Annotated in this window: 1 protein-coding gene and 1 pseudogene; both read right to left on the bottom strand. The window is 79.0% G+C overall.

Annotated features, from left to right (window positions below; all coding sequences use genetic code 11):
• Window positions 1-445, bottom strand: a pseudogene (locus ABD317_RS37340) (hypothetical protein); the annotation flags it as partial.
• Between the two features lie 110 nt (window positions 446-555).
• Window positions 556-840 carry an anti-sigma factor antagonist gene (locus tag ABD317_RS37335; protein ID WP_027755307.1) on the bottom strand — a complete coding sequence of 95 codons (285 nt, stop codon included), beginning with the start codon at window positions 838-840 and terminating at the stop codon, window positions 556-558.
• Between the last annotated feature and the right edge of the window lie 49 nt (window positions 841-889).

The following is an 889-nucleotide window of genomic DNA, read 5'->3' as shown; positions in this document are numbered from 1 at the left end:
GCGGGCGCCCGGCGGGGCGGGGCGCCGGGGGGAAGCGGGGGGCGGCGGAGCCGGCCGCGGGGTCCGCGAACGGCTCGGCGGGCTCGTGGGCGGGGGACGGCCCGGCGGATCCCGCGGGCTCGTCGGAGGCGGAGCCGGCGGGCTCGTCGGCGCCGGGGAGCACCGCCTCGTCGGCGTACGGGCGGACCGGCTCCCCGGCGGCGTACGGGCGCACGGGCTCGGTGCCGGGGAACTCGGTGCCGGGGAGGGTGTCCCCGGGCTCCTCGGGATACGCTCCGGCCGGCGGCTCCGGCTCCGGCTCCGGCTCCGGGTACGCGGCACCCGGCGCGTCCGGGTCGGGGTGCGCGCTCGCCTGTTCGCCGGGGTACGAACCCGACGGCGGGCCCGGAGGCGGGGTTATGCCCTCGGGTGTGTCGTCCTGTCCATGGCCCGTGTTCGGGTCCATCGCGAAGCCTTCCTGCCCGCTGTCCTACGCCGTGCCGCTCCCCGGCCCGGAAACCCTATGACCTCCGCCGGGCGGCCTGTCGAGGGGGACTCCCCGGCGCGGCCGCGTCTTCACTGAATCGTGAGGATGCGGTGGAGTTTGGTGGCCACCAGCAGACGCTGCATCTGCGGCGGCACCCCGCGCAGCACGAGCCGGCGATCGGCCCGGCCCGCCCTGCGGTGTGCCCCCATGATGACACCCAGGCCGGTGGCGTCCCAGGAGTCGAGGTCGGTGAGGTCGAGGACGAGGTCGCCGCGGCCCTCGTCGACGGCCCGGTGCAGCGCCTCCCGGGCGTCGGCCGCGCTGCGCACGTCGAGGCGGCCCGCGACGGCCAGCTCGGCGTGGTCGCCCTTGATGTAGGCGGGCGCACCGGGGCCCGCGCCGCGCGGCGTGGCGGCCGGCGCG

This window comes from Streptomyces synnematoformans (assembly GCF_039531005.1).
Taxonomy (GTDB): domain Bacteria; phylum Actinomycetota; class Actinomycetes; order Streptomycetales; family Streptomycetaceae; genus Streptomyces; species Streptomyces synnematoformans.
Note: the sequence above shows the minus strand (reverse complement) of the source record. Positions and strands in the feature narration are given on the sequence as shown.